This window comes from Pseudomonas syringae (assembly GCF_023278085.1).
Classification (GTDB): Bacteria; Pseudomonadota; Gammaproteobacteria; order Pseudomonadales; family Pseudomonadaceae; genus Aquipseudomonas; species Aquipseudomonas syringae_Q.
The window spans coordinates 1,736,320-1,761,535 of sequence record NZ_CP066265.1 but is presented as its reverse complement, the minus strand read 5'-3'; the positions used below and the strand labels follow the sequence as shown (position 1 = coordinate 1,761,535).

Here is a 25,216-nt window from a genome sequence, read left to right as displayed (position 1 = left end):
GCAGGCATCCTTAATCCTCGACCACCCAGGTGTCTTTGGTTCCGCCACCCTGAGACGAATTCACGACCAGCGAGCCTTCGCGTAACGCTACGCGGGTAAGGCCGCCAGGCACGACGCGGGTTTCGCGACCGGACAAGACAAAGGGACGCAAATCGATATGTCGCGGGGCAATACCGTTCTCGACAAAGGTCGGGCAGGTCGACAGGCACAGCGTGGGCTGGGCGATGTAGGCATGCGGCTTGGCTTTGAGACGCGCGCGAAAGGCTTCGATCTCGGCGGCCGTCGCTGCGGGGCCGACCAGCATGCCGTAGCCGCCGGAGCCCTGGGTTTCCTTGACGACAAGGTCGCCCAGGTTGGCCAGCACGTGTGACAGTTCTTCCGGCTTGCGGCATTGCCAGGTCGGTACGTTCTTGAGAATCGGCTCTTCGTCCAGATAGAAACGAATCATGTCGGTGACATACGGATAGACCGACTTGTCATCTGCCACTCCGGTGCCGATGGCATTGGCCAGCACCACGTTGCCGGAGCGGTAGGCGGACAGCAGGCCCGGCACACCCAGCATCGAATCGGGATTGAACGCCAGCGGATCGAGGAATGCATCGTCCAGGCGACGGTAGATCACGTCGACGGCTTTCGGGCCATCGGTGGTGCGCATGAACACGCGGTCATCCCGTACAAACAGATCAGCACCTTCCACCAGTTCGACGCCCATCTCGCGCGCCAGAAACGCATGCTCGAAAAAGGCGCTGTTGAAACGCCCAGGGGTCAGCACCACGACGCTCGGGTTGTCCAGATGGCTGGAGCTCTTGAGCGTGTCGAGCAGCAGGTTCGGGTAATGATCGATCGGCGCGATGCGTTGGGCAGCGAACAGCTCCGGGAACAGGCGCATCATCATCTTACGGTCTTCGAGCATGTAGCTCACACCGCTAGGCGTACGCAGGTTGTCCTCCAGCACGTAATACGTACCGTCACCGTCACGCACCAGATCGACGCCCGAAATGTGCGAGTACAGATCCCGGTGCAGGTTGAGGCCTTGCATTGCCAACTGATATTGCTCGTTGGCCAGCACCTGTTCGGCGGGGATGATCCCGGCCTTGATGATGCGCTGATCGTGGTACAGATCAGCCAGAAACATGTTCAGCGCCTTCACACGCTGAATGCAGCCGCGCTCGACAATTCGCCACTCGCTCGCGGGAATGCTGCGCGGAATGGTGTCGAACGGGATAAGCCGCTCGGTGCCCTGTTCGTCACCATAGAGCGTGAACGTGATCCCGGCGCGATGAAACAGCAAATCGGCTTCACGCCTGCGTTGAGCCAGCAGCTCAGGTGGCGTATCGCCCAACCAGCGGGCGAACTCCCGATAATGCGGGCGAACAACACCGCCAGCATCGTACATCTCGTCATAAAAGGTGCGGATCATGCCGTACTCCTTGTCACCGTGGACACCAAGACCATCGCAAGGCCCGTGCCACCGACATAAACGCATTGATATCAAGGACTTGAATAAAAAACCGGCATTCTCTGCACCATTCCTGTGCATTAAACGCCCAAGCCAATTCTCTTACGCCTCATTCAGATGCGTCATTCAACCTTGAAATCTATGATCAGCATAGTGAGAGTTGATTTCCTCACGCGGCATTAGTTCGCCACAATCGCCAGCAACCGAGCAAACACGGCACCCAACGCCATCTTTGCGTTAGCTTTTTTCAGGCGTGAACCGCCACGACTTTACCGAACGCTCTCGAAACAGACTTCCCTTTGCGCCACTCGTTTGAGTGGCTTTTTTTTTGCCGGTACTCCCGCAGTGCTACACAAGTCGTGGCAAAAAAAGCCCCGATTCGCGCACTCGACAGTATTTGAAACAAAACGGCCTGACCGGGACGTCATCCTGGTCAGGCCGATCAGTGCTCTGCTTTCAACCTGTTCGAACAGCTCATATCAAGCGTGCAGTCTTCTGATCTCCTGAGTGACACCCCACCCTTCCACTTCTCCGTCCATGGGCGAAATCACCATCTGAAAATCCTGCTCGAAATCACCGATGCCGTCGTACGTCGCATACATCACTTTGCTCAGTTGCAAGTGCCAGGCACCGTCATCACGTACGTTTATCTGAGTGTTGAGGGATTCACCGCGAAATTGCTCTGCGGCCTGCCGTGCCCGTTGCTCGTCCGGGAAAATGGCATAGAACTCGATGGGATAGATTCGCGCAAAATCAAAACCGCCTTCTTTCATGCGGCGCAGCACATTGCTGCTGATGTCCTCTTGATAGGCTGTGCTCATGAAACGTCCTCCTATGCAACGATAGATAGAGTTTCAACTCTTCCAGAGCGACCATGAGGTGAGCGGTCGCCGCACGACAGATAATCCGGCGTGGGGAATCAAGCATGTAGCTGACCAGACAGGGCTTGCGCACAGGCCCGGTATCGAGATGTCAGAGGCCATTTGAAAATGGCCTCATCTGCAGATTAGCCCTATCACGGACCGTATGCCAAGTGGTTGGCACGAAAAGGTTTTTAATCGGTGAGGATCAGCTCGTTTCTGTAATGGAAATGATCTCCACACTGTTATGGTCCTTGAGCGTCTTCACAGTAGGCTCTTCGGTGCGTCCGTCAAGATCGTTGAGATCCAGTTCGTCGGTCAGCGGATAAAGCCCCTTGCGCAGCACTTGCGCCACGTCTTCCTCGCTGGGGCGCGCTTCAAAAGCGGCCACATGGCGCTGCTGCACGCCATCCTTGTCCAGATACAAAATGGCCCACTGTTTCATCAATGCCTCCAGAACGAAGCCAGGCACTCTGGCTTATGGGATAAGGACCTTTTTACCGGCGCATTCGTTCCACCGGATCAGCGATGGACACTCGCTGATAGCCGGCAAAACAAAAGGCCCTTGCAGTGAATGCCAAGGGCCTTTTCGATTGTCATGACTGGCCGGTTCGGCGAGTCAGTCCTGGTCAGTTGCGGTTCTTGCTGGCCTCGACGCCGGCCGTGTTGTCCAGAAGGCTCTTGGTCGCCGTTTGCAGGAAGCTTTCCAGCTTGAGCTTGAGTTCCTGCATGTCCGGCGCATCAGAGACCTCTTCAGCATGCGGGTTGGCGCCAAGGGTGTAGGTCATCAGTTTGGCCGGCATTTCCGTAGGCTCGATCAGAATACGGTTGCCGCTGACGATCGCCACGATCTGTTCGCTGCCCGACGGCTTGATGACACCAAAGCCCTTGTCACCTTCCGGCAGGTTCAGCAGATCGCGTCCCCAGCACTGGTTGCGGTTCAGACCGCCGAGACGCCCCATGATGGTCGGCACCACATCCACCTGTGTACCGACGGTGCTGCTGCGCTGGCCAAATTTCTCCTGCACGCCAGGACCGATCAGCAACAGCGGCACGTTGAAGCGGCCCAGGTCCATTTCGGTCAGTTGCTTGTTATTGCCGAAACCGTGGTCACCCAATACCACGAACAGGGTGTTCTTGAAGTAAGGCTCTTTTTTGGCCTTCTCGAAGAACTGACCCAGCGCCCAGTCGGCGTAACGCATGGCGGTCAAATGCTCGTCCAGCGAACCATGGCCGGTTACGCGCTCGACCGGCAATGGGTCCGGCAGGGCGTAGGGCGTGTGGTTCGAGAGGGTCTGCAGCAGCGCGTAGAACGGCTTGCCATCCTGACGGGCCTTGAGCTCCTGAGCGCCACGGTCAAACATGTCCTGGTCGGAAACACCCCAGGTCGGATCGGAGAACACCGGATTGACGAAGTCCTCGCGGCCGACGAAGTTGGTCATGCCCTGGTTGCTGAAGAAGCCCGACTGATTGTCCCAGGCGAAGTTGCCGTTGTAGACGTACACGTCATCGTAGTTACGCCCGGTGCTCAGCAACTGCGGCAGGCCGGACAGCTTGTGGGCACCCTCTGGCGTCTGCATCAGGTACTCGAAGCCCGGCAGGTTCGGGAAGCATGCCATGGTGGCGAACATGCCCTGGTGGGTATGGGTGCCGTTGGAAAAGAAGTGATCGAACAACAGCCCTTCTTTGGACAGCTTGTCGAAGTACGGCGTGATGTTGGCATCGCTGCCCAGCGCCCCGACCGAGTGCCCGGCAAAGCTTTCCATCAGAATCACGACGACGTTACGGATCGGCAACGTGTTTTCGGCAGGCGGCGTGAAGTCACGACGCACGGCCGCGATGTCCGGCTCGACCAGTTTGTCGTGCGGGGTCAGCAGCATGTCGCGCACGGTCTGCTGTGCTTCGGCCTGCGGCAGTGTGGCTTTCCAGATGTTGTCGCGCTGCTCAGACATACGGCTTTTTGCCGCAGTGATCAGCGTCAGCGTACCGTTGAGGCCCAACTGGTTGGCGAAGTTCGAGTCGGTGGTGTAAGCATCACCCCAACGCAGCGGCGGGCCCTGGCGCAGGGTCCCGCGAATGCACACCACCATGACCAGCAGCACGACGACGAAAACACCGGCACGCATATACCAGGGCGCAACCGGACTGACCGTATGAGTGCCCGTCGTGGTGACGTGGCGTGGCCGCGTCAGACGGTCGATGCCTTTGAATACCAGGCTCAGCAGCCAGGTGACCGCTGCCCATGCCAACAGGTAGCGCACGACCGGGAAGCCGTACCACAACATGCTCAGCACGGTTTTAGGGTCTTCTTTCACGTACTGGAACACCAGACCGTTCAGGCGCTGGTGGAACTCGCGATAGAAGTCCATTTCCATCAGGCCCAGGAACAGCGTGATGCTGCCGACCAGCGTCAGCCAGAAACGGAAGAACCCGCGTGCCGCCATGGCCCGAGCGCTGAACAGCGACAGCACCAGCGGAATCAGCAGGTACATCGTCAGGCGCAGGTCGAAACGCATGCCGTTGAACAGCGCTTCAATGAACGTGGAGGCTGGCGTGTCGCCAATCATCTCGCGGTTGTAGACCAGCAGACCGATACGCAGCAGGGTGTACATCACCATCAAGGCGAAACCGCTGAGCAGGATATACGCGAGGTGCGATTTGACGTTCGGGTTGTGCAGGCGGGCTTGCCGATGAATCTGGGCGTCCGTTTTGGCCATGGTTGTCAGGATCCGGTGGATTCAGGGGTAGGTTCGGTGGTGCAGCACCGCCCTCCTTTCAAGGGTGACGGTGTGCGGCAGGGCGCAGATAGTACTTGATTGCGGGTTGCCTGAGGCCAGGTCAGCCCATGAAGGCGCATGCCTGTTCAGTTTCGCGCGCAATTCTGAAACAGAAAGTGTGAAATTTCTGTCGCGTGCGCCCCGCTACAGCACCCCTCAGGTGACGCTGCAGCCCCTCAGGCCCGCAGCGTCAAACCGATGCGGTCAGTCGTTGCTGGCTTTGCTCACAGCCTGAAGCACGTACTGTGGCAACGCAAACGAACCGATATGCACTTCAGGATTGTAATAACGCGTAACAATGCCGCTGCCTGAAAAACGCTGACGCAGGGTTTCCAGAGGCAGTTTGCGGTAGCTCTTGTCGGTCGCGCCCCAGGCGAAGGTCATCGCCCCGCCGATGTAAGTCGGAATGGCCGCCTGATAGAAATGCCAGTCGGCAAACAGACCGTTCATGCGCCCGGCGGTGGTCTGGACACCGCTCAGTTGCATGAAAGGCGTGCCGTTCTGGGTCACCAGGATGCCGCCTTCGTTCAGGCAGCGGTGGCAGGCCTGATAGAAGTTTTCCGAAAACAGGACTTCACCCGGGCCGATAGGGTCGGTGGAATCGGAGATGATCACGTCGAACTTCTCTTCGGTGGTCGCTACAAAGCGCATGCCATCGTCGATCACGAGGTTAAGACGCGAATCCTCGAACGCCCCGCTGGAGTGATTGGGCAGGAACTCCTTGCACATCTCGACCACAGTGGCGTCGATCTCGACCATGGTGATGTGTTCTACGCTCATGTGCTTGGCGACTTCACGCAGCATGCCGCCGTCTCCTCCGCCGATGATCAGCACACGCTTGGCTGCGCCGTGTGCCAGGATCGGCACGTGGGTGAGCATTTCGTGGTAGATGAATTCATCCGCTTCGGTGGTCTGGATAACACCGTCCAGCGCCATGACCCGGCCCATGCGCGGGTTCTGGAAGATCACCAGATGCTGGTGCTCGGTGCGGACTTCGTGAAGCATCTTTTCGATACGAAAGCGCTGGCCGTAGCCTTCGTACAACGTTTCCTGATAATCGCTCATGGGTAAGCTCCCGCTGGGTACTGATGACAGGACGGCCGACCGCCCACAACAAAGGCGCGCATTCTACGTCGATGTACATGACAGGTCGAACCTCTCTGCAGCCGCCTCGGCTCGCCCTTCCCGCAAATCCCCTGACCCGGAAACAAAAAACGCCTGACTACAGAGGTAATCAGGCGTTAATGTCGAACTTCACAGGTATCAGATACGCACGTTGCCGCGCGGTCCGAGAATCGCCCAGATAATCAGGCCCAGTACCGGTAACAGGACAATCAACAAAACCCAGAGAATTTTCTTCCCGGTCTCGGCGTTGCTTTTCAAGACGTTGATAATGGCCCAGATATCGAGCGCCAGAATAATCAGACCGACCAGGCCATTGAATGACGAACCCATGGTGTTGCCTCTTAGTGAATGCTTACCTTCCTAGGATAGTCGCGCCGTTCGGGGGTTCCGTTGAACCAACCGTATATTCTCGGGCTCCGAGACGAAGGGCGTTTTTTCCGCTCGCCATCGCGTCCAGTCACCAGAAAGAAAGGTATGCCTACTATGCCGTCACCTGCACAGCCCGGAACATCCAGGGAGACGTGGTTTTCCCACCTCCAGACCAGCCCGTTGGTAAGCCTGGGCCTGGCGATTGCGCTGCTGTCCGTCGTCGGCCTGGGCGGCGCCAGCCTGTACAACGCGTTTTATGGCACCAGCCAGGTCAACTTCAATCACGCACTGCTGGGCGGCATCGCAGGTTTTATGGCCACCGCGCTCGGTGCGGTCATTGCAGTAGCCCTGCGCGATGTGTCGCAACGCGCTCAGGACATCATGCTTGGCTTTGCCGCAGGCATGATGCTGGCTGCCAGCTCGTTCTCGCTGATTCTGCCGGGGCTGGAAGCTGCCCGGGAAATTACCGGCAACGGCCCCTTTGCGGCGGCGACAGTGGTGACCGGCCTGGGGCTGGGCGTACTGCTGATGCTGGGGCTGGACAAGTTCACGCCGCATGAACATGAAAGCGTCGGCCGCCAAGGGCCGCATTCGGAGCGCATCAACCGGGTCTGGCTGTTCGTGCTGGCAATCACGCTGCACAACCTTCCCGAAGGTATGGCCATCGGCGTCAGCTTCGCCAGCGGCGACCTGAATGTCGGCCTGCCGTTGACCACCGCCATTGCGATTCAGGACATTCCGGAAGGCCTGGCCATCGCGCTGGCCTTGCGCGCGACGGGGCTGTCGGCCTTCAAGGCCATGCTGGTCGCCATTGGTTCCGGCCTCATGGAACCACTGGGAGCATTGATAGGGCTGGGCATTTCCAGCGGGTTTGCGATCGCCTACCCGGTGAGCATGGGCCTGGCCGCAGGTGCGATGATCTTTGTGGTGTCCCATGAAGTCATCCCGGAAACCCACCGTAACGGCCATCAGACCTCGGCGACACTGGGATTGATGGGCGGGTTCGCAGTGATGATGTTTCTCGACACCGCACTGGGCTAGCCGCGCAACGCTTGCAGCGACGGTGCGGCATGAATGCCCGCCGACGCGGCCAGCTCAAGCACACGTGCCTGATCACAGCCATAGACCAGCACCGCTTGCAGCTCGTCATCCAGTGGCTGACTGAAGTCCATCAGCACATAACCGCCCATGTCCTTGTTCATGCTGCTCAATTGAATCTGAATGCGATTGAGCGCAACCAGCGGTTCAACCTTGGCCAGTTGCTTGGCCTTGATGTTGAACGTCACGTCCTTGCCGAACGACTGCACGATCTGTTCGAACAGGTCCATGTAGCTGTCTGCCTGAAACAGCACGGTTTCAGGCAGACTGCCAACCACCACCCATTCGCCCAGCGGAATCGGGAAGCTGTCGTCGTAATTGATGTCGGGGTTTGCCGCCAGAAACGCCTGCGGATCGGCGTAGGCTTGCGCGGCCTCATCGGCAATACGCGCTATTTCGTCGTCTGCCATGCAGCCGGAGCTGACTTTGCTGATTAATTCGACCAGTGAGTCTTTCATGGGGCGATCCTGCGAGCGGGCAAAAAAAGAGGCGCGAAGGATAACGGTAAATCCTTTGCGCCTCTATCTATGCCTGCCTTCGTCGATGTGCCTCAGGGGCATTCGATCTCAGGACCTTGCGGCCTGCACGCCCAGTTTGGTCAGTTGCTCGGCGGTGATGCTCGCCCCCATCGCCTGAGCGGCGCCCAGTGCGGTAATACCCTTGGCATCACAGACATGCGGATCAGCCCCTTTGCTGATCAGGTAGTCGACGATCTCGCTGCGGTTGAACATGGCCGCCATCATCAACGCGGTTCGGCCATCGGCAGCAGACGCTTCCACATTGGCACCCGCCTCGACCAGCAGTTTGACGACACCCAGATCCCCCTTGAAGGCCGCACCGGCAATCGGGCTCTGGCCGTTGTCATTACGAATTTCCGGATCAGCGCCGTGATTGAGTAATACCCGAACCGCGTCCTGGTGGCTGTGATAGCTGGCCAGCATCAGCAGCGTGTCGCCCTTGTGATTACGCAAATCTGCAGGGAGGCCCTTTTCAAGAAGACGCTCCAGCATGACGGCATTGCCCTGACGAGCTACATCGAAGACCTGCTCGGCAAATTCGGCTGCCTCATCCTCGGTCATGGTCTTCGCTTGGCTGATATCTGAATCGGTCATTGATCACTCCTTGGCACACAGTCATCCGGGAATCCAATGGTCCCGGCAGCGGTAACACAATGACCACAAGTCTTGTCGGCTGTTCGATTAACCTCTTCTGTCCACCTCGGGGCACCCCTGGACCGCTGAAAATACTCCAGTGCGCGTTTATGCCCGACGCGCCTGCGCCCAGAACCCGCAAAATGCAGGGCGCACGATGGGCGTTCATGCAAAATGCACGAGCCTCGGAAAAAGCGAATATCTCAAGTCATTGTTTTTAAAGGATTTAATGGCAGTGCAATTACTGGCACAGACACTGCAATAGTACTAGCAAGCTTGTTATCCCATGAGCAATGGAGCCGCTAGACATGACTTTTATTCAAGAAAAATTCGCTTCCGTATTTTCCGACTACACAGTGACCACTCAGCCTCGCCCGGATGGCGGCGTTCTGGTTTCACTGCGTGATAACGACGGCAAGCAGATTCGTCGCTCCGTGTCTTACGCGCAACTGCACACACCAGTTCAGCTGGAATGGGTTATCAGCGCAATTCGCCGTGACCTCGCTGCACAGGCCAGCGAGCTGCCCGCCATTTCGATGTTGCAAAGCCAGCACCGTTTCGATCTGCCGACTTACCACACACGTTGATCCGTTTTACTCGCCGCCCCCTCTGGAGCGGCGAGATGTTGCACGCTCTCTCATCCCTTGTTTGCCGCGATTACTCACTGTTTTCGCGGCTTTTTTTTGCCTGCTGATCAGCGTTGACTGCCTACCTGATCAAGCCACGGCACAAGGCTTCACCCACCGCTTGCGCCCTATTCGCAACGCCCAGCTTGGAGTAAATGGTCTTGAGGTGATACTTGACCGTGGATTCCGAAACATCACGGATCACCGATATTTCCCAGGCGGTTTTTCCGTCTCTGGCCCACTGCAATGTTTCCAGCTCTCGATGACTCAACCCGCGAGAACAGAACTTCAGCCCTCTCGCAACACTGTGCAGTACGGGCATGAGACTGCTGACCAGATACTTTTGTTCAGCGTTGATCGGTTTTTCCACCTCTGCCAGCGTACAGACCGATGTCACGCTTTCTGTACCGCGGCAATGGCTGGTATACCCGTAGGAAATGGCTGGTAGCAACTCACTGGCATCCACCGCTTCGTCGTAACAGACTGATACCGGGTAGAGCCGAAACGCATCTTGCCAGTTCAGAAACCCTAGCTGATTGCGATAGTAGCGAATGACCGGGTCCTGAGTGACCAGTTCATGCTGCCGATAGGCCTTGCCCCAGCTGTCGTCGACATTCGAGGTGATGAACGTCAGCAATAGCGGCCCTTTGAACTGATAGAACATCGCCCGCTCGCAATCACATTCGCGGCGGAGCCATTCAAGGGCGTTCTCGATGGCGGTCTGGCCATCAAGCTCGGTAATCGTGTTTACCATCTGCTGTATCAATAGCTCTTTCGTTGCGCTCTCTGTAATGGCACTGCCCATCACCACCGCTCCTGTCCGCCCCGGAATCGGCATAGGTGTTGCTCCCGAGGACATTGGCGCAGAACTTACACGATTAATCGCGTAGAAGAACAACGGCCAAAACAAACAGAATCAGAGCACTTTCAAACAGGCAACATCCCACCAAAAAGCAGGAAATTGCTTACAAAAAATAGCTTGCCAATTGATGAAGCGGGATGCTGCGGCATCGAACGATGCCGCGTGTATGCGGTGAGAAAAGTCTAGAAGGTGGCGGGATCGATAAGCGCAAAGCTGGCCACGCTTTCATGACCGGGCAGTGTTCCGCCATCACGCACCAGGCCACAGGTCGCCATGCCGGCAGCCTGCGCGGCATCCAGCTCTTCGACGATGTCGGACAGGAACAGAATCTCCTGGGCAGCAAACCCCGTGGCGTGTGCAATTGTTTGATAAGACTGCGCTTCACGCTTGGGGCCCGACGTTGTGTCGAAATAACCGCTGAACAGACCGGAGAGATCGCCCGCCTCGGAACAGCCGAAGATCAGTTGCTGAGCCTGGATCGAGCCTGACGAATAAACATAAAGTTTATAACCGTCCTGATGCCAGCGTTGCAGCGCATCAACGGCGTCCGGATAAACATGCCCCTTGAGCTGCCCGGCGTTATAGCCCTGCTCCCAGACCATGCCCTGCAACGCCTTGAGCGGCGTGGCCTTGCGGTCTTCGGCAATCCACTCCAGCAGGATCGCAATAACGCGCTCGGCATCGGCGTCGGGCTCGCCGCTCTGTTCCCTTACCGCCTGCAGTTGCGTGGCCACCGAAGGCTGGTCGGCATGCTGACGTACGAAGTCGGGCAGGTGCTTTTTGGCAAACGGAAACAGCACGTCGAAAACGAAACTTACTGCGCTGGTAGTGCCTTCGATATCCGTGAGAATAGCTTTGATGGGCATCAGAATCGGCTCCTGTCAGTCTTCCAGCCGAGGGAAACGGCCAGCAATGTCTTCACCGGTGAAATTGGCCACCCAGCCTTCCGGGTTGTTGAACAGGCGAATCGCGACAAAATGCGGATGTTCGCCCATGTCGAACCAGTGCCGGGTGCCGGCGGGCACGGAGATCAGGTCGTTCTTTTCGCACAGTATGGCGTACACATAGTCATCGATATGCAGTGTGAACAGGCCGCGTCCGGCGACGAAGAAGCGGACTTCATCCTCACCATGCCGATGTTCCTCAAGGAATTTGGCGCGCAATTCGGCTTTTTGCGGGTGATCACTGTTGAGGCTGATCACGTCAACGGTGACGTAACCACGCTCGGTCATCAGCCTGTCGATCTGTGTGCGATAAGCATTGATGACCTCTTCCTGGCTGGCACCGGGCGCTATCGGCGTCGCGGCCTCCCAGCGGTCGAACGCCACGCCGTGCTCGGCCAGGGTCGAGACGATGTCTTCCAGATGGGTCAGCACCTTGTTGGGGGTATCAGGGCTTGAAACGTGGTAAACGGACAGGCTGCTCATGGCATGAATCCTCGGTTCGGGGCAACGCCTTCCGGCTTTTACAGGCCGGTCAGGCATACACGCTGCTTAATGCAGCGTCATTGACGGTTCATCACCGTGCGCATTTTCAATTCACATTCGAACAGAAACTCGAACGCCTCGATCTGCCGCAACGCATCGCTCATTTTCGCGCCCCAGGTATAGAGACCGTGGCCGCGAATCAGATAGCCTGCGCAATCGGGGTGGGCGTCCAGCCATGGCTGCACGTTGGCGGCCAGACGGGCAATGTCCTGATCGTTGTCGAAAATCGGCACCACCACCCGCGACTCATGCGTCACCACACCCTGAAAGGCTTTTTGCAGCTCGTAGTCTTCGAACATCAGCTGATCGGCAGCGGTCAGCCTCGACAGCACGGTCGCATTCACCGAATGGGTGTGCAGCACTGCGCCGACCAGCGGCCTGCAGCGGTACAACTGGGTATGCAGCAAGGTTTCCGCAGACGGTTTTTTGCCTGGTTCCAGGCTGTTGCCCGCCAGATCAGTGGCCAGCACATCGTCCATGCCCAACTGGCCTTTGTGCTTGCCGGACACGGTCAACAGCGCTTCGCTGGCAGACAGGCGCACCGAATAATTGCTGCTGGTAGCAGGCGACCAGCCACGGCCGTACAGGAAGCGCCCGGCTTCGATGATTTCCAGGCTCAGTTGTTCGCGGCTCATACACCTTCCTCTTTCTTGGGTGTGACAATCATGACGGCTGCTGCGAGGGCTGCAAGGCTGGCAATCGCAAACGTCCAGGCAGGCCCTAACACGCTCCAGCTATAACCGGAATACAACGCGCCCACTGTACCGCCCACGCCAGACAATGCTGCGTACAGCGCCTGCCCCTGACCCTGCTGACGCGGGCCGAAGCTACGTTGCACGAAATGGATGGCAGCCGCATGAAAGCTGCCAAATGTTGCAGCGTGCATCACCTGGGCGATCAACAGCACGCCCAGATGATCGGCAAACAGCCCCAGCAGCAGCCAGCGCAGCGCCGCCAGGAGAAAACTGGCGAACAGCACCTGGCGCACGGAAAAACGCAGCAGAATCCGGCTCATCAGCATGAACATCAGCACTTCAGACACCACGCCTACAGCCCACAACATGCCGATCAGGCCACGGCTGTAGCCCAGCGCTTCGAGGTGCAGGGTCAGAAAAGTGTAATACGGGCCATGGCTGAGCAACATCAGCGCGACGCTGATATAGAACGCGATCACGCCAGGCCGGGTCAGTTGCCTGAGAAAGCCACCCGCCTCTGCCTCCTGCTGCGAGGCCAGCGGCTGGGCATTGGGCAGCCACCAGCTGCTGATGGCGATACCGGCCATGACAATCAGCAGAATGTAGGGAAACAGGTCCAGGCTGAAACGTTCGAAGACGCGTCCCAGCACCACCACCGCCACAATGAATCCGATCGACCCCCACAGCCTGATCTGGCTGTAACGCGAGGTCTGCCCGCGCAGATGCGCCAGGGTGATGACTTCAAACTGCGGCAAGATGGCGTGCCAGAAGAACGCATACAGCGCCATGACCATTGCCAGCCATGCGTAACTCTTGTCGACCAGAATCAGCGAAAACGCCAGCAATGTGCAGAGTGCGCCGAAGCGCACGATGGTCAGCCTGCGCCCGGTGTGATCACCCAGCCAGCCCCATATATTCGGCGCAACGCAACGCATCAGCATGGGGATGGCGATCAATTCGCCAATGCGTGCGCTGGAAAAGCCCAGATGATGGAGGTACAACGCCATGAACGGCGCGACCGAGCCGAGCAAGGCGAAATAACACACATAGAACCCGGACAGCCGCCAATACGGAAGATGCGTGCCGGGAAGTGCCGTCACGCTAGCGAACCGCGACCGTGACAGCGCTCATTACAACTGCGCCAGCACAGGCGTGTTGACACTGACATCGGCATTCTGCCCGCGATGACGCAGCAGGTGATCCAGCAATACGATGGCCATCATCGCCTCGGCAATCGGCGTGGCGCGAATGCCGACGCAGGGGTCATGCCGCCCTTTGGTGATGACGTCGGCTGCGTTGCCCTCGACATCGATGGAGCGCCCCGGCGTTGTGATGCTGGAGGTTGGCTTGAGGGCCAGATGCGCAATGATCGGCTGGCCAGAGGAAATCCCCCCCAGAATGCCGCCGGCCTGGTTCGACAGAAACCCCTGCGGCGTCATCTCGTCGCGGTGTTCGGTGCCGCGCTGGGCAACGCAGTCGAAACCTGCGCCGATTTCTACGCCCTTGACTGCATTGATGCTCATCAGCGCATGGGCCAGTTCGGCGTCCAGACGGTCAAAGATCGGCTCGCCGAGGCCAGGCATTACGCCTTCTGCGACCACGGTGATTTTCGCGCCAACCGAGTCCTGATCGCGACGCAACTGGTCCATGTAGGCTTCCAGCTCCGGGACCTTGTCGGGATCGGGGCAGAAAAAGGCGTTGTCCTCGACCGAATCCCAGGTCTTGAACGGAATCTGGATCGGGCCGAGCTGGCTCATGTAACCGCGAATGACAATGCCCTGAGTCGCCAGGTACTTTTTGGCGATAGCCCCGGCAGCAACGCGCATGGCGGTTTCGCGCGCAGAGCTGCGACCGCCGCCACGGTAATCACGAATGCCGTACTTGTGGTGGTAGGTGTAATCGGCGTGGGCGGGACGAAACAGGTCCTTGATGGCCGAGTAGTCCTTGGACTTCTGGTCGGTGTTGCGGATCAGCAGACCGATGGAGGCACCGGTGGTCTTGCCCTCGAAGACGCCCGAGAGGATTTCGACCTCATCGGCCTCCTGACGCTGCGTCGTGTGGCGGCTGGTGCCAGGCTTGCGCCGGTCCAGATCGCGCTGCAGGTCGTGCAGGTCAAGCTCCAGCCCCGGCGGGCAGCCGTCGACGATAGCGACCAGCGCCGGGCCGTGGCTCTCGCCAGCGGTGGTGACAGTGAACAGCTTGCCGAAAGTGTTGCCGGACATGCGGGCGCTCCGAAAAATCAGCCAAAAAACCAGATCGTTTAACCAAGCGCGCCAGTATACGCAGGCTCGCGGTTCAGTTCATCCTCGAACCTTCTGTGGCCGCGTGCGTCCAAGCGAGACCCCTCCCATGATGGCCTTGCGATGTTATCCGGTAATTCCCCGTTTCGAGCTGCAAACCTGCTGCGCCTGTTGGCCCTGCCCCTGACACTTTTGCTTTGCATAGCCAGCGCCAGCGCTGCCGCACCCAGCGCGGTGCAACGCCAGGTCAGCGTGGACACTGAAAACGGCAAGCTTTACGGCACCCTGATGATGCCGCGCTCGGACAAACCGGTGCCGGTGGTGCTGATTGTCGCCGGTTCCGGCCCCACCGACCGCGATGGCAATAACCCGGAAGGCGGCCGTAACGACAGCATGAAGCGCCTGGCGGTGATCCTGGCCACTCACAATATTGCCAGCGTGCGCTATGACAAGCGGGGCGTGGCGGCCAGCAAGGAAGTCACACCGGACGAGCGCAACCTGAGCGTCGAGCGTTACGTGGCCGACGTGCAGCTCTGGGCCAGAGCCTTGAAAGCCAATACGCGCCTGGGGCCGTTGATCCTGCTGGGCCACAGCGAAGGCGCGCTGGTCGCCACGCTGGCGGCCGAAAAGGCCGGGGCCGCCGCACTGATTTCCGTGGCCGGCACCGGGCGGCCGGTGGATCAGGTACTGCGTGAACAGTTCCAGGAGCGCTTGCCACCGGAACTGCTACAGCGCAGCAATCAACTGCTCGACGAGCTCAAGGCTGGCAAGACTGACGACAACGTGCCTTCCGAGCTGGAGGTGGTGTTCCGCCCCAGTGTCCAGCCCTACCTGATCTCGCTGTTCCGCCAGGACCCGGCCGCCGCATTCGGCGCATTGAACATACCGGCGTTGATCGTTCAGGGGCGCAATGACATTCAGGTCGGCGTGGGCGACGCGCTGCTGTTGCAAAAAGCCAAGCCCGACGCCGAACTGGCTTTGATCGACGGCATGAACCACGTATTGCGTATCGTGCCCGACGATCTGCAACAACAGCTGCTGTCCTACCGCAACCCGACCCAGCCGCTGGCCAGGGAAGTGACCTCACGCATTCTGAGCTTCATCAAGGCACTGCCGGAGACGGGCAAGAAAAACTGACCGTCGGCCGCCCTTCAGTCGCGGGAGATCCGGCCGATAGCTGTTTGATGGCTTCGTGTTTGCTACACATGGCCAAGGACAGGACCATTGTTAATGACTGACGCGAATACCATGACCGAAACCATCGCAGACCCCGCCAGTGCCGAAGCCGAAGTGCCGGTAGCGCCGCAGCCGTGGGATGACGTCCTGCCTGAAAGCTTTCAGATGTTGCGTCTGGCGCCACAGCCCACCGACCGTGCCACCGGCGGGCGGCCTCTGCGTTTTGTACAGTTCGGGCGCGCCGAGCGACACAGCAAGGAACTGAGCCTGCTGCGCATCAACGTTCAGTTGCCCGGTCAGCGAGTGCGCAAGGAACAGAACAACCTGAATGTCTGGGCCGACCACGTAACGCGCACGGTGCGCTTTGGCCCGCCATCCGGCTTGCAGATCGAGCCGTGGAATCGGGGTATTGGCCGCTTCATGATCGCTCACGCGGTGCATTGGGCACAGAAGCGCTGGTCTTCCTACAAAATTGAAGGCGTGGCACTGGCCAGCAAGGACGGCTTGAACGAAGACACCCGCCTGCGCCGCGATCACTTTCTGCGCACCCTGGGCTTTGAGGTCGTCTACGCCGACGCTCAGCACATGAAAGGCAGCATCAAGGATGTGCACGTCGGCAACTTGCACAGCACCTGGAACAACGACAAGGTGCAGATCGTCGAGATTCTTGAAGCGTCGCAAATGCTGGAGAAGGCCGAGAAAAGCATGATCGAACAGGAAGTGACTATTCGCCAGCATGAAGACCGGGTGGGCAAATACAAGCGCGAAGACGCCAGTCTGCGCTTCACGATTGCCTGCCTGGTGACCTTCGCGGTGTTTCAGGCGGGGCTGTTGATCTGGATCGCCACCCACCGCTAGGCCGTCTACCGGCAAGATAAAAGGGGCTGCTGCCAGCCCCGATTCACCCTCGCTTCAGACCCGTGACTGGAACACAGCCTGATGAGCACGGCACTGCTCGGCAGTGAGCATGAACACGCCGTGGCCACCGCGCTTGAAGTCCAGCCAGGCGAAATCGACCTCCGGGTAAAGCGCCTGCACGTGAACCTGACTGTTGCCGACCTCGACGATCAGCAAGCCCTTGTCGGTCAGATGATCGGCGGCCTGCGCCAGCATGCGCCGCACCAGGTTCAGACCATCACTGCCGCAGGCCAGCGCCAGTTCGGGCTCGTGCTGATACTCGTCCGGCATGTCGGCAAAATCTTCGGCATCCACGTAGGGCGGGTTGGAGACAATCAGGTCGAAGCGCTGCCCCGGCAAGCCGTCGAAACCATCGCCCTGAACGGTGTAGACCCGCGCGTCCATGCCGTGGCGTTCAATGTTCTGGTTGGCCACTTCAAGCGCATCATAGGAAAGATCGGCCAGTGCCACTTCAGCATCGGGAAATTCATCGGCGCAGGCGATACCGATACAGCCAGAGCCGGTGCAGAGGTCGAGAATTCGCCCAGGATCATTGGCCAGCCAGGGTGCGAAACGCTCTTCGATAAGCTCGGCGATCGGTGAACGCGGGATCAGCACGCGGTCATCGACAATGAACGACATACCGCAGAACCACGCCTCGCCCAGCAGATAAGGCGTCGGCACGCGCTCGTCAATGCGGCGCCTGATCAGGCGCTGCAGCTCTGAGATCTCGTCGATTTCCAGACGGCAATCCAGATAGCTGTCGGCAATTTCCCAAGGCAGGTGCAGGGCGCCCAGCACCAGTTGCCGCGCTTCATCCCAGGCATTGTCAGTGCCATGACCGAAAAACACGTCTTCCTGATGAAAGCGGCTGACGGCCCAACGGATATGGTCGCGCACGGTACGCAAACGGGAAGTGATCATGGACAAACTCCTTGGAAAAAACGACGAGCCACTGTGAAAGGCCTGGATCCGAACAACGTCGCACTCTTCGTACCCGACAGGCGTCGAAGTTTCCACGATTCGGCTATCGCCATCAAGGCAAACCGCCATCCAGCACGTCCGGCGCCTGCCCTGCAGCCCATAAAAACCGGGGCTTGCGATGGTTGCCATTCCCAGAACGGCTCAGCCAGAGGACAATGACGCAATAGCCCCACTCAAAGGAGCCCGTGAATGTCGGATTTAAAGACCATGTTTCAACTCAGCGGCCGTGTGCATGCGCATGCCAACCTGAACAACGCGACGCTGATCATCATCGACGCGCAGAAAGAATACCTCAGCGGCCCGCTGGCCCTGACCGGTGTCGACGAAGCCCTGGCCAATATCAGCCTGCTGGTGGCCAAGGCCCGCGCGGTCAAATGCCCGATCGTTCACGTTCGCCATCTGGGCACCGTGGGCGGCCTGTTCGACCCGCAGGGCGAACGGGGTCAGCTGGTTCCGGAACTGCTGCCGCAGGGCGATGAACATCTGGTCGAAAAACGTCTGCCTAACGCATTCAATGGCACCGGCCTGCACGAACTGCTGCAAAGCCTGGGTCATCTGGACCTGATTGTCTGCGGTTTCATGAGCCACTCCAGCATCAGCACCACTGTTCGCGCAACCAAGGACTACGGTTATCGCTGCACGCTGGTCGATGACGCCTGCGCAACCCGCGACCTGCCGAGCCAGCATGGCGTGGTCAGCGCTCACGTGGTACACAGAACCGAAATGGCGATCATGGCCGACAACTTCGCAACCCTGGCCCTGACCAAAGACCTGATCTGACCCTGTTGACGAGTTGGGTAACGCCACTCACATGACCGCCCATCTTTGCGGCCCTGGTATGGACCAGCGGCGGGAACACGCTCTCCTGCCCCGGGTCACAGCGCCGACACTATTGAGCCTAAACCTGCTGAGGAAAACGCATGAAGACATCAGGTGGTTTCAATGCACGTCGCCTGCGCAACAAAGGCCAGGGCAACTGGCGCAAACGAATTGGCACGCTGATCGCGCTGCTGCTGGTTGCGCTGGGCATACTGCTGACCGTCGCCGGTGTCTCCAGCCTGATCGGTCATCCTCAGATGCTGGGCGAACTGAACGCCAGCCCGGGTGGTGCCGCGTTCGTTGCAATCAGTGGATTGCTGGTGTTCTACCTGGGTGTCTGGCTGTGGCGCCGCTTACGCCGTCAACGTGGCGCAAGCGGCTTGAGCATCTCCGCCCATTTGATGAAAAAACACAACTGATCCGCTCCTTCGAACGGGTAGACTAGCCTCCTTCGCGGAGGCCCCATGCAAGACGACGATTTTTCCCTGTTCAGAAGCGAGACGCGCGGCGTAAAGCCGCTCAAGCATGAACACGCCGATGTCGGCAAACCCAAAGCTGATCGAAAAATGCTCGCCCGCCTGCGTCAGTCCGCGACCGTGCGCACCGATTCGGTGACCGTGGACGGGCTCTCGGACCAGTTCGTGATCGATGTCGGGCCGGAAGATGTCCTGAGCTGGTCGCGTGACGGCGTGCAGGAAGGCCAGATGCGCAAGCTGAAACTCGGCCAGATCAGCTTCGAAGGCAGCCTCGACCTGCACGGCATGACCGTGGAGGTGGCGCGTGAGACATTATGGGAGTTTCTGGCAGAGGCGACCAAACTGGAAATACGCTGCGTGCGTGTCACCCATGGCAAGGCAGTGCGTCTGGACGGCAAGCGTCCGATGATCAAGAGCCACGTCAATACATGGCTGCGTCAACATTCGCAGGTACTGGGCTTTTGCTCATGCCTGGCCAAGCACGGCGGTGCTGGCGCGGTGTACGTGGTGCTGAAACGCACCATGATGGAAGGACGCGACGAGTAAGACTCTTCGCGCCCTTTGACACTCTACGGACAGCGCGTGCTGCTCCGATTCAACACTCAGCGCGGGCCAGGACCGCCTGGGCCAGGGCCACCGCCCTCATGGTGCCCGCCGCCACCACCGCCACCATGCCCACCCGGGCCAGGCCAGAACGGCCAGCAACCGGAATCCGACGACAGTACGATGGCGAACATCGCTATTTTTGCTACTCGACTCAACATCCGGATTTACTCTCTCGACAGGCAATTGATTGATGACCTGCAAGCTCAGACAACGTGGCGTGCCGGAAGTGGGTAGCGATCTGGTTGCCAAGGTGTAAGCGAGTCGATACAAACCGCATCCCGACCGGTTGATTTACCGCGCTGCCGTGCACCCGCCCCCGTGCGTACGTTACTATGTGCGACTCGGCGACGGGCCATGCTCTCGCGTTTATCGAAACCCACACGGAAACACAGTCCTGTGACACTGGAACAGAATTACACCGCCATCCTCGGGCAACTGGGCGAGGACGTCTCGCGTGAAGGTTTGCTGGACACCCCCAAGCGCGCCGCCAAGGCCATGCAATACCTGTGTCGCGGTTATGCGCAGACCCTGGAAGAAGTCACCAACGGCGCCCTGTTCAGCTCTGACGCCAGTGAAATGGTGATGGTCAAGGACATCGAACTGTACTCGCTGTGCGAACACCACCTGCTGCCGTTCATTGGCAAGGCACATGTGGCCTACATTCCGAATGGCAAGGTGCTGGGCCTGTCCAAGGTGGCACGGATCGTCGACATGTACGCCCGTCGCCTGCAGATTCAGGAAAACCTCAGCCGCCAGATCGCCGAAGCCATCCAGCAGGTCACCGGCGCACTGGGCGTTGCGGTGGTGATCGAAGCCAAGCACATGTGCATGATGATGCGCGGTGTCGAGAAGCAGAATTCGGCCATGATCACCTCGGTGATGCTCGGCGAATTCCGTGAAAACGCCGCCACTCGCAGTGAGTTTCTCAGCCTGATCAAGTGACCCGTTCAGCCCGCGTTCACGTGCCATGACGCACGCTGAACGCCCGACGGATTTCTGCCACTGCCCGCAAAAGGTATGACCGTGTTCATGAAAGCGTTAAGAGTCGGCCTTGGCCAACTCGTCATCGGCATCGACTTCCTGACTCGCCCGAGCAGGAAAAAGCGTGATCCTCAGGCTCAGGCGGCTGTCAACGAAGCAGCCAGGGAGCTGACGTTGTACCAGTTTCACGCCTGCCCGTTCTGCGTGAAGACCCGTCGCGCCCTGCGCCGCCTCAACGTTCCGGTCGCCCTGCGCGATGCGAAGAACAACGAGCTGGATCGCGAGACCCTGCTCAAGGAAGGCGGCAGAATCAAAGTGCCTTGCCTGCGCATAGAAGAAGCTGGCAAGACCGTCTGGATGTATGAATCCAACGTCATCATCGACTATCTGGACCGACGCTTCGGCGCCATCTGAACCACGATTGCCCGACGCGCATCAGCGCGGGCAACCGTCCTCGCGGCAGGCCAAGTAAGTTTTCAGTTGCTTGAGCCGTACCCTGGTCTGCTCCGCCAGGCATTGCGATTGCACCAGCGGCCAGATCGAACCCGAATCCTCGGGCTTGCCTGCCTGATACAGGCAATCGGCATCACGCAAGACGATCCACTTCTGTTGCGCGTCCTTGAACGCCTGTTTTTTCTCTGGGGTCTGGAGCCAGGCCATCTGCGTCTTGTATTGCCTGTTCAGATCCGCGTCGAGTGCCGCCAGCTCATTGGCGGCACAGGTGTTCATGCTCGCCTGATTGCTGTTGCAATCCTCGGCCTGAGCGGAACAACCGACGCCTAGCGCCATAAAGGCGGCGAGAAGGGTAAGTGAAGTGCGCATGAATTCGTTGCTCTCCAGGTAATCGGGTCAGTCCAGCATGCCGATATAGCCAGGCTGAGCCTGAACCCGCTGCAGCCAGCGGCGAATGCCGGTATAAGGCGCCAGGTCGAAGCCGCCCTGATGCGCCACATGAGTGTAGGCATACAAGGCAATATCGGCGATCGAGAACGTGTCGCCGACCAGAAACGGTGTGCGATCGAGCTGCTGTTCCATGACGGCCAGAGCACGATAGCCGGACTTCTGCATCGCGCGGTATTCAACCATGCGCTCCTCTGGCAGCCCCAGGTAAAACTGGATAAACCGCGCGACCGCCACAGAAGGCTCGTGGCTGTATTGCTCGAAGAACTGCCACTGCAACACCTGAGTCCGCAAACGCGGCTCACTCGGCAGGTATCGGGAGCCGTCGGCAAGAAAATTGAGAATCGCATTGGATTCCCACAAGCACGTGCCGTCCTCCAGTTCCAGTACCGGAATCTTGCCGTTAGGATTCTTTTCAAGAAAGGCCGGGGTCTGGGTTTCGCCGTTGAGGATATTCACCGGCACCCACTCATACTCGCTGCCCAGCAGGTTAAGCATCAGCTTGACCTTGTAGCAATTGCCCGAGTTGTAATCACCGTAAACCTTGTACATCGCCCTGCTCCCTTGGTGTGTCCGGGTTGATCTGATCAAGCCGCTTGCAGATTCTGTGCTGCACGCACGACCGATGCCAGTCGTTTTATACCTTCATCCAGACGCGCCGGATCAATGTGACTGAAATTGAGCCGCAAATAACCGTGGTTGGCGTCCGGGTTGGCGAAGAACGGCTCGCCCGGCATGAAGGCCACGTCCTGCGCCAGTGCTGCATTCAGCAGGGTGCGGGTGTCCAGCGGCTGCTTGAGGGTCAACCAGAAGAACAGGCCGCCTTGCGGGCTGTTCCACACTGCCAGATCCGCGAAGTGCTGTTGCAAGGCCTGTTCAAAGGCATCACGGCGACCGCGATAGAACTCACGCAGTGTCCGCAGATGCTCACGATAGTGTTCAGTACCGATCCACTGCAAGGCCTGCCATTGCCCCAAACGGTTGGTGTGCAGGTCGGCAGACTGTTTCAGACGCAGCAGATGCGGAAACAGATCAGGGCTGGCAATCAGATAACCTACGCGAAGACCAGGAAGCAGCGTCTTCGACACGGTGCCGGTGTAGATCCAGCTGGCTTTCCTGAGGCTGCTCACGATCGGTTTGGCACTGCCGCCGTCAAACGTCAGCTCGCGGTACGGCTCGTCTTCGATGAGCGTCACGCCGAACTCGTCGAGCAGGGCCGCGACCGCATCGCGACTGGCCTGGCTGTAGCGCACCGCTGAAGGGTTCTGGAAGGTCGGAATGAGGTATGCGAAAGCAGGCCTGTGCCGCTCCAGCCGCTGACGCATAGCCTGCAGGTCCGGGCCCTCGGCCAGCAACGGCACCGTGATGCAGTCAGCGCCAAACAGCTGGAATATCTGCAATGCAGCCAGGTAGGTCGGCGCTTCCAGCAGAACCTCGGTGCCCTTGTCGATGTAGAGCTTGGCGGCCAGATCCAGTGTCTGCTGGGAGCCGCTGACCACCATCACCTGACTGGCTTCACAGGCAATTCCCAATGCACGCGCCTCTGCAGCGAGGGCTTGGCGCAATGCGGGCTCGCCTTCGCTCATGCCATATTGACCCAGTGACACCGGCATATCGGCCCACTCGACGTTGGGCAGCATCGACTCGGCAGGCAGGCCACCAGCGAATGACATCACTTCCGGACGCTGGGCGGCAGCAAGGATCTCGCGAATCAGGGAGCTTTTCAGACGGGAAACGCGTTCAGAGAATGCCATGTTGATTACCTGTAGCCGAGGTCAATGAAAATACGTCAAACTTGTTGACTCAAATTACGACGCGCCAACCGGATACGTCAATATGCTTGACCTTAAAAAACCAGCCAATCAGCAAATGGCCATGGAAGCGTTCTTCTTCGGCTATCAGGCGTTCACTGCCAAAGCCGATGAAATGCTCGCCAGACGCGGCTTCAGCCGGGTGCATCAGCGGATTGTGTTTTTCATCGCTCGCTACCCCGGCTTGAGCGTCAAAGAGCTGCTGACAGTACTGGGGGTCAGCAAGCAGGCGCTCAACGCGCCGCTGCGCCAATTGATCGCCATGAATCTGGTGAACAGCGCCGCCCCCGAGACCGACAAGCGCAAGCGGCTGTTGGCGCTGACCGAGGAAGGCACACGCTTCGAAGAGGCGCTGCGCCGCGAGCAGGTCAAGCTGCTGCAACGCGTGTTTGGGGATGCCGGTCAGGAAGCGGTGGATGGCTGGCTGACGGTCAATCGCGCGCTGGGGCAGACGCTGCAATCCGGAGCGTGCCCCTCAGGCGCAGACATCGAGTAAACGAGCCTTTGCAACTGTGCTGGCGTTTACACGTATCGCTGTATCGTAAGGCCGCGTGAGCCTGCGTTTAGGCTTGGCGTCCTTCGCTACCTGCCCGCCTCAAGGAACACCCTCCATGAACGAAACCCTGAAGGTGCCGCTGCGCCCGCTGGCCGACTCATCGGCGTCAGCAATGGTCGCCGGCTTCATCGCTGTGATGACTGGTTGTACCAGTTCGCTGGCGCTGATGTTTCAAGCCGGACAGGCTGCGGGGCTGACCAGTGCGCAGGTTTCTTCGTGGCTGTGGTCCTTGTTCATGGGCATGGCGCTGTGCAGCATCGGCCTCTCGTTGCGTTATCGCGCGCCCATCACCGTGGCATGGTCGACACCTGGCGCAGCGTTACTGATCACCAGCCTGGGCGGCGTGACCTATCCGCAGGCTGTCGGTGCTTTTATCACCAGCGCGATCCTGGTCATTCTTTGTGGCATGACCGGCACGTTCGAACGGCTGGTCAGACGCTTGCCCGCTTCATTGGCTGCGGCCCTGCTGGCAGGCATCCTGTTCCGGATCGGCAGCGAAATATTTGTTGCTGCCCAGCACCGTACCAGTCTGGTAGTGGGCATGTTTCTCACTTATCTGCTGGTCAAGCGCATTTCGCCACGCTACTCGGTGCTGCTCGCGCTGCTGGTCGGCATTGTGATCGCCGGCCTTTCGGGCTTGCTGGACTTTGGCGGGCTGGCTCTGGAGCTGGCCGTGCCGGTATGGACCACGCCGGAATTTTCCTGGGCGGCAACCGTCAGCATCAGCATTCCACTGTTCGTGGTCGCCATGACCTCGCAGAACATGCCGGGTGTGGCGGTGTTACGCGCCGACGGTTATTACCCGCCCACCTCGCCACTGATTTCAACCACCGGCATTGCCTCGCTGCTGAGCGCACCGTTCGGTTGCCACGGCATCAACCTGGCAGCCATCAGCGCGGCAATCTGTACCAGCCCGCACGCTCACCCGGACAAAGCGAAGCGATACACCGCAGCGATCTGGTGCGGCATTTTTTATGGCATTGCCGGTATCTTCGGCGCGACCCTGGCCGCCCTGTTCGGCGCATTCCCCAAGGAACTGGTGCTGTCGATTGCGGCACTGGCGCTGTTTGGCTCGATCATCAATGGCTTGACGGTCGCCATGGCCGAACCGACAGAACGCGAGCCCGCATTGATCACCTTCATGGTGACCGCGTCGGGCATGACGCTGTTTTCCATCGGCTCGGCATTGTGGGGAATCCTCGCAGGCGTACTGACGCTGCTGATTCTGAATGCGCGCAAGGCCGGTTGAGTATCTGCCTTG

Annotated in this window: 29 protein-coding genes; 11 read left to right on the top strand and 18 right to left on the bottom strand. The window is 59.1% G+C overall.

Features of this window, described 5'->3' with window-relative positions:
- Positions 1-10 precede the first annotated feature (10 nt).
- From I9H07_RS08055 to I9H07_RS08030, 6 genes are all read right to left on the bottom strand, one after another.
- Entirely contained in the window at positions 11-1,420 is a 1,410-nt protein-coding gene (locus I9H07_RS08055) for a circularly permuted type 2 ATP-grasp protein (RefSeq protein WP_024673347.1), read from the bottom strand.
- 518 nt (positions 1,421-1,938) lie between these two features.
- Positions 1,939-2,280: a ribonuclease E inhibitor RraB gene (locus I9H07_RS08050; RefSeq protein WP_058391071.1), complete on the bottom strand. Its 342-nt coding sequence runs from the start codon at positions 2,278-2,280 to the stop codon at positions 1,939-1,941.
- Positions 2,281-2,527: 247 nt separating this feature from the next.
- The gene (locus I9H07_RS08045) at positions 2,528-2,764 is read right to left on the bottom strand and encodes a hypothetical protein (protein WP_058391070.1); all 237 of its coding nucleotides are present in this window, start codon (positions 2,762-2,764) and stop codon (positions 2,528-2,530) included.
- Between the two features lie 184 nt (positions 2,765-2,948).
- Complete coding sequence (locus I9H07_RS08040; protein WP_236423892.1) at positions 2,949-5,036, bottom strand: LTA synthase family protein; 2,088 nt, start codon at positions 5,034-5,036, stop codon at positions 2,949-2,951.
- A 264-nt stretch (positions 5,037-5,300) separates the two neighbouring features.
- The gene (gene speE, locus I9H07_RS08035) at positions 5,301-6,161 is read right to left on the bottom strand and encodes a polyamine aminopropyltransferase (protein WP_236423893.1); all 861 of its coding nucleotides are present in this window, start codon (positions 6,159-6,161) and stop codon (positions 5,301-5,303) included.
- Positions 6,162-6,359: 198 nt separating this feature from the next.
- The gene (locus tag I9H07_RS08030) at positions 6,360-6,551 is read right to left on the bottom strand and encodes a PLDc N-terminal domain-containing protein (protein ID WP_007252184.1); all 192 of its coding nucleotides are present in this window, start codon (positions 6,549-6,551) and stop codon (positions 6,360-6,362) included.
- 153 nt (positions 6,552-6,704) lie between these two features.
- Between I9H07_RS08030 and I9H07_RS08025 the strand changes: the two genes are divergently transcribed.
- Positions 6,705-7,631 (top strand): ZIP family metal transporter, encoded by a 927-nt coding sequence (locus tag I9H07_RS08025; RefSeq protein ID WP_024673351.1) that lies wholly within the window; start codon positions 6,705-6,707, stop codon positions 7,629-7,631.
- Here I9H07_RS08025 and I9H07_RS08020 read toward each other — a convergent pair.
- Both I9H07_RS08020 and I9H07_RS08015 read right to left on the bottom strand, forming a co-directional pair.
- Positions 7,628-8,146 carry a hypothetical protein gene (locus tag I9H07_RS08020; protein WP_236423895.1) on the bottom strand — a complete coding sequence of 173 codons (519 nt, stop codon included), beginning with the start codon at positions 8,144-8,146 and terminating at the stop codon, positions 7,628-7,630. The two genes, I9H07_RS08025 and I9H07_RS08020, sit on opposite strands and share 4 nt — an antisense overlap.
- Positions 8,147-8,254: 108 nt before the next feature.
- On the bottom strand, positions 8,255-8,800 hold the full coding sequence (locus I9H07_RS08015; RefSeq protein WP_024673353.1) for an ankyrin repeat domain-containing protein: 546 nt from the start codon (positions 8,798-8,800) through the stop codon (positions 8,255-8,257).
- A gap of 347 nt (positions 8,801-9,147) precedes the next feature.
- On the opposite strand from I9H07_RS08015, the gene I9H07_RS08010 reads away from it, so the two are divergent.
- Positions 9,148-9,426, top strand: coding sequence for a DUF3509 domain-containing protein (locus tag I9H07_RS08010; protein WP_024644204.1), 279 nt, complete (start codon positions 9,148-9,150; stop codon positions 9,424-9,426).
- A 121-nt stretch (positions 9,427-9,547) separates the two neighbouring features.
- On the opposite strand, the gene I9H07_RS08005 is transcribed toward I9H07_RS08010, so the two are convergent.
- The 6 genes from I9H07_RS08005 to aroC all read right to left on the bottom strand — a co-directional run bounded on the left by I9H07_RS08005 (position 9,548) and on the right by aroC (position 14,731).
- Complete coding sequence (locus I9H07_RS08005; RefSeq protein ID WP_236423897.1) at positions 9,548-10,270, bottom strand: helix-turn-helix transcriptional regulator; 723 nt, start codon at positions 10,268-10,270, stop codon at positions 9,548-9,550.
- 239 nt (positions 10,271-10,509) lie between these two features.
- Positions 10,510-11,193 (bottom strand): acireductone synthase, encoded by a 684-nt coding sequence (gene mtnC, locus I9H07_RS08000; RefSeq protein WP_236423898.1) that lies wholly within the window; start codon positions 11,191-11,193, stop codon positions 10,510-10,512.
- A 15-nt stretch (positions 11,194-11,208) separates the two neighbouring features.
- Positions 11,209-11,754 (bottom strand): 1,2-dihydroxy-3-keto-5-methylthiopentene dioxygenase, encoded by a 546-nt coding sequence (locus I9H07_RS07995; protein WP_236423900.1) that lies wholly within the window; start codon positions 11,752-11,754, stop codon positions 11,209-11,211.
- 77 nt (positions 11,755-11,831) lie between these two features.
- Positions 11,832-12,449 (bottom strand): methylthioribulose 1-phosphate dehydratase, encoded by a 618-nt coding sequence (locus tag I9H07_RS07990; protein WP_024673357.1) that lies wholly within the window; start codon positions 12,447-12,449, stop codon positions 11,832-11,834.
- Positions 12,446-13,609: an MFS transporter gene (locus I9H07_RS07985; protein WP_236423902.1), complete on the bottom strand. Its 1,164-nt coding sequence runs from the start codon at positions 13,607-13,609 to the stop codon at positions 12,446-12,448. Before I9H07_RS07985 ends, I9H07_RS07990 begins: the two co-directional genes overlap by 4 nt.
- A 30-nt stretch (positions 13,610-13,639) precedes the next feature.
- Complete coding sequence (aroC, locus tag I9H07_RS07980; protein WP_024673359.1) at positions 13,640-14,731, bottom strand: chorismate synthase; 1,092 nt, start codon at positions 14,729-14,731, stop codon at positions 13,640-13,642.
- A 141-nt stretch (positions 14,732-14,872) separates the two neighbouring features.
- On the opposite strand from aroC, the gene I9H07_RS07975 reads away from it, so the two are divergent.
- Both I9H07_RS07975 and I9H07_RS07970 read left to right on the top strand, forming a co-directional pair.
- A complete protein-coding gene (locus I9H07_RS07975) occupies positions 14,873-15,886 on the top strand; it encodes an alpha/beta hydrolase (RefSeq protein WP_236423904.1) in 1,014 nt (337 codons plus the stop codon).
- Between the two features lie 93 nt (positions 15,887-15,979).
- Entirely contained in the window at positions 15,980-16,783 is an 804-nt protein-coding gene (locus I9H07_RS07970) for a hypothetical protein (protein ID WP_236423906.1), read from the top strand.
- A gap of 54 nt (positions 16,784-16,837) precedes the next feature.
- Here the strand turns inward: I9H07_RS07970 and prmB are convergent, their stop codons facing one another.
- The gene (prmB, locus tag I9H07_RS07965) at positions 16,838-17,746 is read right to left on the bottom strand and encodes a 50S ribosomal protein L3 N(5)-glutamine methyltransferase (RefSeq protein ID WP_236423908.1); all 909 of its coding nucleotides are present in this window, start codon (positions 17,744-17,746) and stop codon (positions 16,838-16,840) included.
- Positions 17,747-17,995: 249 nt separating this feature from the next.
- Here prmB and I9H07_RS07960 point away from each other — a divergent pair, with 249 nt between their 5' ends.
- The 5 genes from I9H07_RS07960 to I9H07_RS07940 all read left to right on the top strand — a co-directional run bounded on the left by I9H07_RS07960 (position 17,996) and on the right by I9H07_RS07940 (position 21,102).
- Positions 17,996-18,586: a cysteine hydrolase family protein gene (locus tag I9H07_RS07960; protein ID WP_058391066.1), complete on the top strand. Its 591-nt coding sequence runs from the start codon at positions 17,996-17,998 to the stop codon at positions 18,584-18,586.
- Between the two features lie 140 nt (positions 18,587-18,726).
- Positions 18,727-19,044, top strand: a complete 318-nt coding sequence (locus I9H07_RS07955) for a hypothetical protein (RefSeq protein WP_024673364.1) — start codon at positions 18,727-18,729, stop codon at positions 19,042-19,044.
- A 45-nt stretch (positions 19,045-19,089) separates the two neighbouring features.
- On the top strand, positions 19,090-19,647 hold the full coding sequence (locus I9H07_RS07950) for a Smr/MutS family protein (RefSeq protein WP_024644192.1): 558 nt from the start codon (positions 19,090-19,092) through the stop codon (positions 19,645-19,647).
- Positions 19,648-20,103: 456 nt separating this feature from the next.
- Entirely contained in the window at positions 20,104-20,649 is a 546-nt protein-coding gene (gene folE / locus I9H07_RS07945) for a GTP cyclohydrolase I FolE (protein WP_002552836.1), read from the top strand.
- Positions 20,650-20,724: 75 nt separating this feature from the next.
- Positions 20,725-21,102 carry a glutaredoxin family protein gene (locus tag I9H07_RS07940; RefSeq protein ID WP_080394483.1) on the top strand — a complete coding sequence of 126 codons (378 nt, stop codon included), beginning with the start codon at positions 20,725-20,727 and terminating at the stop codon, positions 21,100-21,102.
- Between the two features lie 21 nt (positions 21,103-21,123).
- On the opposite strand, the gene I9H07_RS07935 is transcribed toward I9H07_RS07940, so the two are convergent.
- From I9H07_RS07935 to I9H07_RS07925, 3 genes are read right to left on the bottom strand one after another with little or no spacing between them, the layout of a single operon-like run.
- Positions 21,124-21,510 (bottom strand): lysozyme inhibitor LprI family protein, encoded by a 387-nt coding sequence (locus I9H07_RS07935; RefSeq protein ID WP_236423910.1) that lies wholly within the window; start codon positions 21,508-21,510, stop codon positions 21,124-21,126.
- A gap of 27 nt (positions 21,511-21,537) precedes the next feature.
- Positions 21,538-22,140: a glutathione S-transferase family protein gene (locus I9H07_RS07930; RefSeq protein ID WP_058391064.1), complete on the bottom strand. Its 603-nt coding sequence runs from the start codon at positions 22,138-22,140 to the stop codon at positions 21,538-21,540.
- Positions 22,141-22,175: 35 nt separating this feature from the next.
- Positions 22,176-23,342, bottom strand: a complete 1,167-nt coding sequence (locus tag I9H07_RS07925; protein WP_236423913.1) for a PLP-dependent aminotransferase family protein — start codon at positions 23,340-23,342, stop codon at positions 22,176-22,178.
- 82 nt (positions 23,343-23,424) lie between these two features.
- Between I9H07_RS07925 and I9H07_RS07920 the strand changes: the two genes are divergently transcribed.
- Together I9H07_RS07920 and I9H07_RS07915 are read left to right on the top strand one after the other, a co-directional pair.
- On the top strand, positions 23,425-23,895 hold the full coding sequence (locus I9H07_RS07920) for a MarR family winged helix-turn-helix transcriptional regulator (RefSeq protein WP_058391062.1): 471 nt from the start codon (positions 23,425-23,427) through the stop codon (positions 23,893-23,895).
- Positions 23,896-24,010: 115 nt separating this feature from the next.
- Positions 24,011-25,204: a benzoate/H(+) symporter BenE family transporter gene (locus I9H07_RS07915; RefSeq protein ID WP_024673370.1), complete on the top strand. Its 1,194-nt coding sequence runs from the start codon at positions 24,011-24,013 to the stop codon at positions 25,202-25,204.
- The last annotated feature ends 12 nt before the right edge of the window (positions 25,205-25,216 follow it).

Coding starts and splice junctions, on each gene's coding strand:
- I9H07_RS07930 (WP_058391064.1), bottom strand. CDS start 22,140: ATGTACAAGGTTTACGGTGATTACAACTCGGGCAATTGCTACAAGGTC.
- I9H07_RS08030 (WP_007252184.1), bottom strand. CDS start 6,551: ATGGGTTCGTCATTCAATGGCCTGGTCGGTCTGATTATTCTGGCGCTC.
- I9H07_RS07995 (WP_236423900.1), bottom strand. CDS start 11,754: ATGAGCAGCCTGTCCGTTTACCACGTTTCAAGCCCTGATACCCCCAAC.
- I9H07_RS08025 (WP_024673351.1), top strand. CDS start 6,705: ATGCCGTCACCTGCACAGCCCGGAACATCCAGGGAGACGTGGTTTTCC.
- I9H07_RS07925 (WP_236423913.1), bottom strand. CDS start 23,342: ATGGCATTCTCTGAACGCGTTTCCCGTCTGAAAAGCTCCCTGATTCGC.
- I9H07_RS07920 (WP_058391062.1), top strand. CDS start 23,425: ATGCTTGACCTTAAAAAACCAGCCAATCAGCAAATGGCCATGGAAGCG.
- aroC (WP_024673359.1), bottom strand. CDS start 14,731: ATGTCCGGCAACACTTTCGGCAAGCTGTTCACTGTCACCACCGCTGGC.
- I9H07_RS08020 (WP_236423895.1), bottom strand. CDS start 8,146: ATGAAAGACTCACTGGTCGAATTAATCAGCAAAGTCAGCTCCGGCTGC.
- I9H07_RS08015 (WP_024673353.1), bottom strand. CDS start 8,800: ATGACCGATTCAGATATCAGCCAAGCGAAGACCATGACCGAGGATGAG.
- I9H07_RS08005 (WP_236423897.1), bottom strand. CDS start 10,270: ATGGGCAGTGCCATTACAGAGAGCGCAACGAAAGAGCTATTGATACAG.
- mtnC (WP_236423898.1), bottom strand. CDS start 11,193: ATGCCCATCAAAGCTATTCTCACGGATATCGAAGGCACTACCAGCGCA.
- speE (WP_236423893.1), bottom strand. CDS start 6,161: ATGAGCGATTATCAGGAAACGTTGTACGAAGGCTACGGCCAGCGCTTT.
- I9H07_RS07950 (WP_024644192.1), top strand. CDS start 19,090: ATGCAAGACGACGATTTTTCCCTGTTCAGAAGCGAGACGCGCGGCGTA.
- I9H07_RS08055 (WP_024673347.1), bottom strand. CDS start 1,420: ATGATCCGCACCTTTTATGACGAGATGTACGATGCTGGCGGTGTTGTT.
- I9H07_RS07990 (WP_024673357.1), bottom strand. CDS start 12,449: ATGAGCCGCGAACAACTGAGCCTGGAAATCATCGAAGCCGGGCGCTTC.
- I9H07_RS07935 (WP_236423910.1), bottom strand. CDS start 21,510: ATGCGCACTTCACTTACCCTTCTCGCCGCCTTTATGGCGCTAGGCGTC.
- I9H07_RS08010 (WP_024644204.1), top strand. CDS start 9,148: ATGACTTTTATTCAAGAAAAATTCGCTTCCGTATTTTCCGACTACACA.
- I9H07_RS08045 (WP_058391070.1), bottom strand. CDS start 2,764: ATGAAACAGTGGGCCATTTTGTATCTGGACAAGGATGGCGTGCAGCAG.
- prmB (WP_236423908.1), bottom strand. CDS start 17,746: ATGATCACTTCCCGTTTGCGTACCGTGCGCGACCATATCCGTTGGGCC.
- I9H07_RS07970 (WP_236423906.1), top strand. CDS start 15,980: ATGACTGACGCGAATACCATGACCGAAACCATCGCAGACCCCGCCAGT.
- I9H07_RS07955 (WP_024673364.1), top strand. CDS start 18,727: ATGAAGACATCAGGTGGTTTCAATGCACGTCGCCTGCGCAACAAAGGC.
- I9H07_RS07960 (WP_058391066.1), top strand. CDS start 17,996: ATGTCGGATTTAAAGACCATGTTTCAACTCAGCGGCCGTGTGCATGCG.
- I9H07_RS07975 (WP_236423904.1), top strand. CDS start 14,873: ATGTTATCCGGTAATTCCCCGTTTCGAGCTGCAAACCTGCTGCGCCTG.
- I9H07_RS07940 (WP_080394483.1), top strand. CDS start 20,725: ATGACCGTGTTCATGAAAGCGTTAAGAGTCGGCCTTGGCCAACTCGTC.
- I9H07_RS07915 (WP_024673370.1), top strand. CDS start 24,011: ATGAACGAAACCCTGAAGGTGCCGCTGCGCCCGCTGGCCGACTCATCG.
- I9H07_RS08050 (WP_058391071.1), bottom strand. CDS start 2,280: ATGAGCACAGCCTATCAAGAGGACATCAGCAGCAATGTGCTGCGCCGC.
- I9H07_RS08040 (WP_236423892.1), bottom strand. CDS start 5,036: ATGGCCAAAACGGACGCCCAGATTCATCGGCAAGCCCGCCTGCACAAC.